Origin of the sequence: Moorena sp. SIO1F2, assembly GCF_010672755.1 — a bacterium.
Classification (GTDB): domain Bacteria; phylum Cyanobacteriota; class Cyanobacteriia; order Cyanobacteriales; family Coleofasciculaceae; genus Moorena.
On sequence record NZ_JAAHFV010000042.1, the window covers coordinates 22,506 to 31,631 of the forward strand.

9 protein-coding genes are annotated in these 9,126 nt (G+C 45.3%); 2 read left to right on the plus strand and 7 right to left on the minus strand.

Annotated elements, in window-relative coordinates; genetic code table 11:
• Window positions 1-27 precede the first annotated feature (27 nt).
• The 6 genes from F6J94_RS08290 to F6J94_RS08315 form a co-directional block, all read right to left on the minus strand.
• Window positions 28-2,046 (minus strand): lasso peptide isopeptide bond-forming cyclase, encoded by a 2,019-nt coding sequence (locus tag F6J94_RS08290; RefSeq protein ID WP_293038937.1) that lies wholly within the window; start codon window positions 2,044-2,046, stop codon window positions 28-30.
• Window positions 2,043-2,489, minus strand: a complete 447-nt coding sequence (locus F6J94_RS08295) for a lasso peptide biosynthesis B2 protein (RefSeq protein WP_293038939.1) — start codon at window positions 2,487-2,489, stop codon at window positions 2,043-2,045. The genes F6J94_RS08290 and F6J94_RS08295 overlap by 4 nt, the downstream gene beginning before the upstream one ends.
• Entirely contained in the window at window positions 2,473-2,778 is a 306-nt protein-coding gene (locus F6J94_RS08300; protein ID WP_293021189.1) for a PqqD family peptide modification chaperone, read from the minus strand. Before F6J94_RS08300 ends, F6J94_RS08295 begins: the two co-directional genes overlap by 17 nt.
• A gap of 1,474 nt (window positions 2,779-4,252) precedes the next feature.
• A complete protein-coding gene (locus tag F6J94_RS08305) occupies window positions 4,253-5,179 on the minus strand; it encodes a hypothetical protein (protein WP_293038941.1) in 927 nt (308 codons plus the stop codon).
• A gap of 129 nt (window positions 5,180-5,308) precedes the next feature.
• A complete protein-coding gene (gene crtD, locus F6J94_RS08310) occupies window positions 5,309-6,910 on the minus strand; it encodes a C-3',4' desaturase CrtD (RefSeq protein WP_293038943.1) in 1,602 nt (533 codons plus the stop codon).
• A gap of 40 nt (window positions 6,911-6,950) precedes the next feature.
• Entirely contained in the window at window positions 6,951-7,118 is a 168-nt protein-coding gene (locus tag F6J94_RS08315) for a hypothetical protein (protein ID WP_293038945.1), read from the minus strand.
• Between the two features lie 86 nt (window positions 7,119-7,204).
• On the opposite strand from F6J94_RS08315, the gene F6J94_RS08320 reads away from it, so the two are divergent.
• Both F6J94_RS08320 and F6J94_RS08325 read left to right on the plus strand, forming a co-directional pair.
• Window positions 7,205-7,387, plus strand: coding sequence for a hypothetical protein (locus tag F6J94_RS08320; protein ID WP_293038948.1), 183 nt, complete (start codon window positions 7,205-7,207; stop codon window positions 7,385-7,387).
• 22 nt (window positions 7,388-7,409) lie between these two features.
• On the plus strand, window positions 7,410-8,693 hold the full coding sequence (locus F6J94_RS08325; protein ID WP_293038959.1) for a pitrilysin family protein: 1,284 nt from the start codon (window positions 7,410-7,412) through the stop codon (window positions 8,691-8,693).
• Here the strand turns inward: F6J94_RS08325 and F6J94_RS08330 are convergent.
• Window positions 8,595-8,876 carry a hypothetical protein gene (locus F6J94_RS08330; protein ID WP_293038951.1) on the minus strand — a complete coding sequence of 94 codons (282 nt, stop codon included), beginning with the start codon at window positions 8,874-8,876 and terminating at the stop codon, window positions 8,595-8,597. The two genes, F6J94_RS08325 and F6J94_RS08330, sit on opposite strands and share 99 nt — an antisense overlap.
• Window positions 8,877-9,126: the final 250 nt, after the last annotated feature.

Below are 9,126 nucleotides of genomic sequence, written 5' to 3' on the forward strand. Positions count from 1 at the left end.
CCAAGTAGATTCCCTGCCAAGTTAGACTTAGGGTGTCACTTGGGTGCGGTCAAGCCACAAGGCCAAGATGATTCCCTGCCAGACTGTCATGCAGTCTTTTTCTCGCACCCTGCCTCCTGAGGTCATGCGTCGATGAACTTGTCTCAGAAAGTCTGTGTCAACGTACCCTTCAATGAGTTCAAGCTTATTCAAGATCACGTCGTCGAATACCTGACGATTTAGGGTGAGCAGACCATGAATAAAGTTTGGACCCATATGGGCTTTTCCTCCTCGCCACTGGACAGCTTTTGGTAAAATACCTGCCATCCCACGGCGCAACACCATCCGACTCCATCCCTGGTAGAGTTTCTGCTCGGAAGGCAGTGCTAGACAGAATTCAAGTAGCCGCTTATCCATAAAGGGATGACGAGCTTCGAGGGAAAATGCAGCATTGTAGCGGTCGAGCTGCTCTAGAATGAGGGGAAATATACCTTGGCTTAGATTACGCCAGTGGTCTTCTCTGACTGTGAGTGATGGTTGATCTGACTTATCGAGTGCTTGGATACGCTGATCAATACCAATGCGTTCAGCAAAGTTGCGGTTAACTAAAGGTGCAACAGGAGTAGCTGACTTGTCTTGTCTGCGCCACTTTCGCCAAAGTTGCTTGATTGCTTCCGGAACTAACGCCTTGAGTCCATGATTGAGCAACAGGTGCTTACGGGAGATGCCAAAACGCTTGTGAATCTGATGTACAGCTTTAGCAAAGGCAATCCACCGTAACTGCTTGGCGAGGGTTTTTAGGTGTAGGATACTGTAGTGTTTAATCAGGGCTTGGGGTGAGTTACCAAAATTTTCGGAAAATGCCTCAGCTTCCTGGACAAAAGCTTCCCATTGTCCTTGATGGGCTAGTTCTGTCAATCTAGACACACCATGAAACACGACATTATCGCCATCGAGACCATCTAAAACAATTCGCATCCCTGCTTGCTTAGCAGCTTGATTCAGTCGCCAAGGATAATGATGACTTGGACCAAGTAAGGCTTCGTCTTCATACTGCCAAATCTCGTCAACGTCTGACAGCGGACCAAACTGATCAGCATGAACATAGTGGGGAATTAGTCCACCCTGTTCTAAAACAGCATTGATGAAGGGACGTTCATCACATTCAGTGACTTTGTCAAAAATGTTGGAGAAGCTGTGGAGTTGAGCATCTCCTGCTTCAGCTAGTAGTTTCCTGGCTACACAAGTGATTGAGGAAGAATCTAATCCACCGCTCAAGTGAGAACCAATGGGAAAAGCACTACGGAGACGACAACGAACTGCTTCGGTAAAGATGTCACGAAATGCTTCAGCATAGGCTTCGTCAGAGTCTAAGATTAGCTCACGATTGGGGTCTAGAGACCAGTAACAGTTTAGCTCTATCCCTGACTGACTAACGACCATGGTGTGAGCAGGAGGAAGCCGCAGAATGTTGTCATAGGTGGTGATAACTTTGTCTTCCATCATCAGGGCGACATAGTCAGCCATCCTAACTTCGTTAAGACGCTTTGGTACGAAGGGTAAACAGAAGAGTGCTTTGATTTCGGAGGCAAAAATAAACCCTTGACCGGATTTGTGATAGTAATAGAAAGGCTTAACCCCAACATGGTCTCTAGCACAGAAGAGGATCTGCTTGTGCTTATCCCAGATAGCGAAGGCAAAGTCACCTAATAGTTTCTCTGGACACTGCTCTCCCCATTTTTCATAAGCGGCTAAGATCAGTTGGCTATCGGTAATTTTTTCTGCTGGACGGTCGTTCAACTCTAGAGCAACAATCAGTTCCTCTCGATTATCAATCCGAGCATCAGCAGTAATAACTAGATTTCTGGAGTGATTAACTAGAGGTAACTTTTCCAGCAGCGATTCAGGAGTAGTCCAAAGCATCCGATGACCGAGACCAACAGACCCCTGGCACCAGATATCTGCTCCGTCTGGTCCCCGGTGGGCAAGGATATCTAACATTTGCCCAATATTTTCCCGGTCTATTGGTTCTTGGTCGAGGTAGTAAATCCCCACAATGCCACTCATAGTTTGCCTCCTTTAAACGATGGTAGTGGAGTAAACCGTGAAAGGTCTTTGAGATAGCCGATCACAACTTGTCCTTGGTTTTCCACCCATGCATGAGCTTCTAATTTTCCTCCCTCCCCTTTGGCAACTCCAATTCTGAGTTGAGGGGAGTAACCACAGCGACTCATCAGTACTTGTGTGGTTAATGCTCTAGCTAAACACTTCACACCACCTGGCATGTAGCGACTGCTGAGATTAACAGCTCCGACAATTTTGCTTAGGTTAGTTTGGTTTACGCCTTGAGCTTTAGGCGATGGCTGACTGATTTTTGTTAGCAGTCGCCGCAATCTGTGAAATGGGAGTAACCATAGCGCTAGTCTGATTAATCCTAGTAAGATGAACGTGTTAATCACAAGTTGACGTTCTCTACTAGTAAGGCGCAAGAACTTACGCAACTGCTTCATCTTTTACCTCAATTAGCCCAACTGCTGCGAATTCTTGGAGTAATGCCAACAGATCGCGATCGCATTTTTCTGGCTCAACCTCATATTCTGCTAGCAGTGCATTCCGAATTTCGTCTAAAGTTTTCGGTTCCTGGATCAGATTCCAGATGCTAGCACCTACTGTATTCAAGCCATAATACACTCCGGACTTCATGTCGAGGATGATTGCCTCTCCTCCGAGATCAGAAGATAGTTGCTCTTGAGTTGCTACTACAATTGAAGACTTTGAGATAGTACAATCCAAACTCATGATTTTTTATTCTCCAAGTAATTATTGCTGTTATATAAAACTAGTGATGGAATTATCTGATATTGTAATTAATGGATTGAGAGTAATTCCCCAGATTCCTATAGTTGATTAGCCATGACCCTTGCTGAAATTAGTCAAGTCATGGTATAGTAGATACATAACTTGATTAGTTTGAGGAGTTAGTAGTGAGCTAGTTTCTCTAGTATTGCTTGCTCTCTTTTTGGTCGATAAGCCCGTTTATAAACGAGTAGTGAAAATTCATAACCCCAAATTCCTTGGTATTGCGGTCAGAATGACCGCGTGAGAGTTTGCCACCTATTTATAGTTGCTATAAGCAAATAGGCATTTAAATTTAAGCTCGATTCACTTGTGCAAAATCCGGCCTACTATCTCCCCATTTCTGCATCTCAATATCAGCCTATATTCACAATTTAAATGTCTAAATATTGTGTGAATAGTTTGTGAATATTGGTATTTATCAGATTGAATTACAGCATTTATACTGTTATGAATAAATCAGAATTGATAGGGACTAATACTAGTTAAAATTTTAGGTTTTTGATTTAATTTAACTGTAGCCTAATTCATGGGATAGTTAAACTAATTGTCGGAGATTTTAATAAAACTTTAATTCTTTATTGAATTAATAAAAAAAGATATCAAAATCTATCAATTATACCCTTGATGATGTAAATAGTAAAACTCTTTGTCTTGATTCAATAGCGAGTGGGGGAAACCACGGCAATAGCGAGTGGGGGAAACCACGGCAATAGCGAGTGGGGGGAACCCTCAAGACCGCGCTGCATCGCTTATGGGATAAAAGTAAATTTCCTAGGTTGGAGGTGGAGTTAAAGAGCGATCGCATTTTAATCCGATAGACAATCCCCCACACATTTGGAGCAACCTGTTGTAAAATTGGTTCAGAGCCACCGAAATCAGCTGATGATCAATGCATAATTAACTCTAATTAACTCTTTGTTGTCATTACTTTAATTTTTCCTTGCCTTCAATTTAATGTTCTCTCCCTTCCAAGTAAATTCCGGACAGTTTTTCAGAAAAACTTTTGCTGCCATATCAGGTCAGGATAAGGTCAGTGAAGCTAACAGCCTATGGGCTACGCGCACGCTACGCCAACAGCTCAGGGTGTTTTTATTTGGGTTGTAAACACACGAATTGCTGAAAAAGGCATGCATACAAGAGGCAAAAGGCAAGAGGGGCAAGAGATACAGAGTGTTATTGAACAAGAAAAAAAGACCATACACGTTTACATCTGATTTGGAAATGCTATAACAGCCGTTAGCTTTGAGCTAGTGTTCTGGTAGCTGCAGTCGTAAATCAAAATCGCAAGTAGGAGCGCACGGTGTGCGCCCGTATGAGATAAGCGGGTTTACTGACGAGTTTTGCGTCAGTCTTGACCTAGTGATACCGGAATATAAGGGGAATACCACCGCAATACCATTGAAAGGTCAGAGCATCAATCCAATCGACTGTCTCCAAACCTCTCCAACAGTTCCTGACGAGACAAGTTAAGCAGCACCTGAGTACGCTCTGTGATCGGCAACTGCATTAAAGGCTCAATGGTTCGGGATAATTCTTTATCAACAGTGCCAAACCGCCCTGCCAGTAGATTTTCCACCATCAGGCGCTGTCCCTCTAAATTGCCTTGTTCCTTGCCTTGTTCCCTTCCTTGCTCTAAGGTTTCTTCCCGCCAACGCAAATAAGCTGGTGATAAATTCATAATTAACTCCCTCTCGTTTTCAGTTAAATCTTCGCTTTCCTCTATTTTGATGCGCCAGTTGGCCAGAATCTCTAAGATGTTACCCCGTAAGGGGTGTCCGACCGGTAGTGCCAGCAACTCATTAATGGCTTGGCTTTGAGTCTTATCCCGTCCCAAAATTCTTAACCACAGGGTTTCTTCGGTAAGCGGTAGCTGGTTAATGGCTACCAGGGCTGTGTTGAACCACTCAGGCAAAAAGTAAACTCCTTCCACCCAATCACCGGAATCATTAAGTTTTGCACCAAAGCCGTTCAACAGCTGGGCTGAACAGGACGGGGACAAAATCCATAAACAGGGTAAATCAATTTCACTGATCGGGTTTTTCTCTCGTCGTGCTTTCCGCTGTAGGTCACTGTAGAGAGCAAACAACTTCAACAGGCAATTGCGCACTGCCATGATTCCTGTAGCATTGCGGAACGGTTCCAATAAACAGGCGGTTGATGCCATCTTACCGAGCAATCCGATTTCCTTTGGTGCTGTGGATTCAGAAGCTGTTGGTAGAAACCAAATATCCACTTGACGAACTTCAGTGGTTAGTTCTCGGCTGACTTCTACCTGACCGTGAGGTGTTAACAACTCCGTTAGATACTGTTTGGCAAATTGATCATGAGGCTGTCGGGTCATTAATCCTAACTCTTTGGGGTTGGTGTTAGTAGCCTTTCACCGATCAACTGACCAAAAACAGATCCCATGGATCTTGACATTTGAGACTTTTACCCCATAACCCAAGCTAGGGACCCTTGGCTTGCACCCCTATAAGCAAAATGATGTCTCAATCTGCCTTACAGCGGTAAGGGCAGAATAACTTACCCCAGCTGTTCCTTCTCCTGGATGAGTCGAGTCTCCTACTAACCACAAACTTTTGCAGGGTGTGCGAGTGGCAAAGCCAAAGGGTCCAAAGGTAGGTATCCGTTGCCCTATCCCTCCGACAATGCCTTGTTCTCTGGCAGTAAAACGGGCAAAGGTGCGAGGGGTTGCTGCTTCTTGGTGAATGATGGTCTCTGGTGTTAAATCAAAGTATTGACTAAGACGTGCGATCGCATTTTCTGTATACTCTTCCTTTAAGCGGTCATAGTCTTGCTTGGACCCCCGCCACCACATGGCAGCATCGGTAAAGGATGAAGCAGTAATGGTAGCTTGTCCCTCTGGTGCTCGTCCATCTCCTGGCTTACTCACCGAAATAAACAAGGAATTATTCTCCCCAATTGCTCCATCGTAGTCATAGAGAAACTGAAGATGGGGAGGACAACCATCAGGAATCGCACGTTTATCTACCCCAAGATAGATTACAAACGCACCGGATGGTGAAGGTAATTTATCGACTCGATACTTATAGCCTGCCATTGAGGTTCCAGGGAATGTCTGTAGATTATTACCTAATAATTTGACTAGGTTTTGTACCGTAACATTGGCAACTACCTCATCCGCTGGTTCTGTCCAAACTTCCCCAGTTTTCTGATTGCGAATCCTGACACCAGTAGCTTTACCACCTGATGTTTCAATCGTTTCAACGGTGTGGCGCATGAGTAGCTTACCCCCCCATTTTTCCAGGGCTTCTACTAAGCGATCGCTTAACACTTGCATACTACCTTGGAGATGAAATAACCCTTGGGGTTCCTGAGAAACTCCTAAGGCTGTTGCTGCATACAACAATGCTGTCTGATCAACATCCACTTGGGAATAAAGCTTGAGCTGCATATCCAGAAAAGTTTTCAGACGCTTATTGTCATATAAGCCATATCCTCGTAACCCATCCGCTACGGTCATGAAGGTAAAGGGTAGGGTAATTAAGGTATCCGGACGCACTGCTGAGGTTAGTTGCCACAAGTCCCATACATTACGAGGTGGTAGCACTGGGTCACGGGATTGAAACTTCCAACTGGCATTGAATAAGGTTGCCATCAGTTGCCAGAAGGGTTCACTACCGGGAAACTGGCGTTGTCGTTCTCTTTTCCATTGCTCCGGGTTCCGCCAGATGTTAATTGGTTCACTTTCACCGGGCAGAAATACGGCACAAGCAGGGTCACAGGGGGTAGCGGCTGGCAGGTCTACTTCCAGTTCATCAAAGATGCGTTTGTGAATGCCACCAGGTTCCAAGCCAGCTACCTGGGTCGCACCAACATCGAAGGTAAAGCCCCGGCGTTTGAAGGTAGAGGCGCATCCTCCTGGTACTATCGCTTGGTCTAGTATTAAAACACGGTAGCCTCGGCGAGCGAGGAGTGCTGCAGCGGTTAGTCCACCAATTCCTGCACCGATTACTACAACTTTCTGGGCTACTTTTTTCTGGACTTTTTTCTGCGGGAATTCTTTCTTGGGGTATTCTACCTTACCTTTACCGCCCTGAGTGCTTACCATGCTGGTTTATTTGCATTTCTTAATGTTTCTTATCATAATTCTACCTTGAGCCATGGTGTTTGGGAGTCGGGAGTCGGGAGTCGGGAGTCGGGAGTCGGGAGTCGGGGAAAGAAAATTGGCGTTGCGTCAGTCTTTGAATGAATAGGAGTAGAGTGGGCATCCTGCCCGCCCGCAAATAAGCATGAAACTGGCAAGATGCCAGTTCCACGCAAGATGCCTATTCCACCTGAGTCTTAAAATCATTCCATTATTAAGCAATGCCAGAAAATTGAATGTATAGCGTTTTATAGTCTAATGAGGTACACAAGATTTTTTCCCTGTTCCCGATTCCCGATTCCCGTTCCCCTCCTGGGAGGGGTTAGGGGTGGGTTCCGATTCCCGATTCCCGATTCCCGATTCCCGATTCCCGATTCCCGATTCCCGATTCCCTATTTCAAAAACGCGATATCAAACCGAAAGATTACTATTAATAAATAGTGGTCAATTAGTGAATAATTTAATGACTTCCAGTTTGCTCAATACTCCCTCCCTCAATGCTCCCACTGTTGAAAGGCTACCGAATGGGTTAACCATTGTGGCGGAGCAGATGCCTGTTGAAGCTGTCAATCTGAATGTTTGGATTAATGTCGGTTCCGCAGTGGAATCGGATCAGATTAATGGTATGGCTCATTTTCTGGAGCATATGGTGTTTAAGGGCACACCAAAATTGCAAAGTGGTGAGTTTGAGCGGCTGATTGAGCAACGGGGTGCTGTAACTAATGCGGCTACAAGTCAGGATTACACTCACTATTACATCACTACAGCTCCTAAAGATTTTGCCGAGCTGGCACCATTACAGCTAGAGGTGGTACTCAATCCCAGTATTCCTGACCATAGCTTTGAAAAAGAGCGAATGGTAGTTTTGGAAGAAATTCGCCGTTCCCAGGATAATCCCCGCCGCCGCACCCATAGATGGGCAATGGAGACTACTTTTGACCAGTTACCCTATCGACGTCCTGTGCTCGGACCTGCCTCGGTGATTGAACAACTCCAGCCTCAGCAGATGCGTGAGTTTCACGGTAGTTGGTATCAACCAGAGTCTATGACTGCAGCAGTGGTGGGGAATTTGCCAGTTACGGAATTAATTGAAATTGTCACCAATGGATTTAGTCAAGCACAGCCAAGGGCGATAGAAGATAGAACAAACCTTACCCCAGAACCAGCTTTCGAGAAGATTGTCCGTCGGGAGTATGTGGATGAGTCTTTACAACAAGCGCGGCTGGTGATGGTGTGGCGGGTGCCTGGTATACCTGAGTTGAAGGAAACCTATGCTTTGGATGTGCTGGCAGGAATTTTAGGACGAGGTCGTATGTCCAGGCTATTTAGGGATTTGCGAGAAGAACGGCAACTGGTTACTCAAATTGGGGTTAGTAATATCACTCAGCGGCTGCAAGGGGTGTTTTATATTTCTGCTAAACTGCCAGCTGAGAATTTGGCAGAAGTGGAAAATGCGATCGCAAACCATATCCATCGCTGTCAGACAGAATTGGTATCAGACTCAGAGATTGCTCGGATTCGGACCAAAGTCGCCAATCAGTTTATCTTTAACAATGAGAAACCAAGCGCTCGCACCAGTTTATATGGTTACTATTACTCCCAACTAGGGGATTTAGAACCAGCACTGAATTACCCTAGTCATATTAAATCAGTTAGTGCTGTTGATATCCAAAAGGCTGCACAGCAGTATCTGTCTCCCCATGGGTATGGTATTTTGATCGCAAAGGGAAAAGGGAACGGGGAGTAGGGAATCGGGGAGTAGGGAGTAGGGAGTAGGGAATCGGGAATCGGGAATCGGGAATCGGGAGTTGGGAGTCGGGAATCGGGAGTCGGGAGTCGGGAACAGGGAAAAAATCCTGTTTACCTCATAGCTATGATAAACGCTATGGTGGTGATTTGGTTTTGAGTTGGTTTTACACTCAACCGTCAACGGTCAACACATTCCTTTTTTGCTGAATTGTTGGTGAATTCAAAATTATCTATAGCATTTATCCTACTATCCTACTTATAAGGTATAGTCAATTTTATTCCTCCTACTCCCTACTCCCTACTCCCTACTCCCTATTCCCTACTCCCTACTCCCTACTCCCTACTCCCTACTCCCCGATTCCCTACTCCCCGTTCCCTTTTCCCTTTGCGATCAAAATACCATACCCATGGGGAGACAGATACTGCTGTGC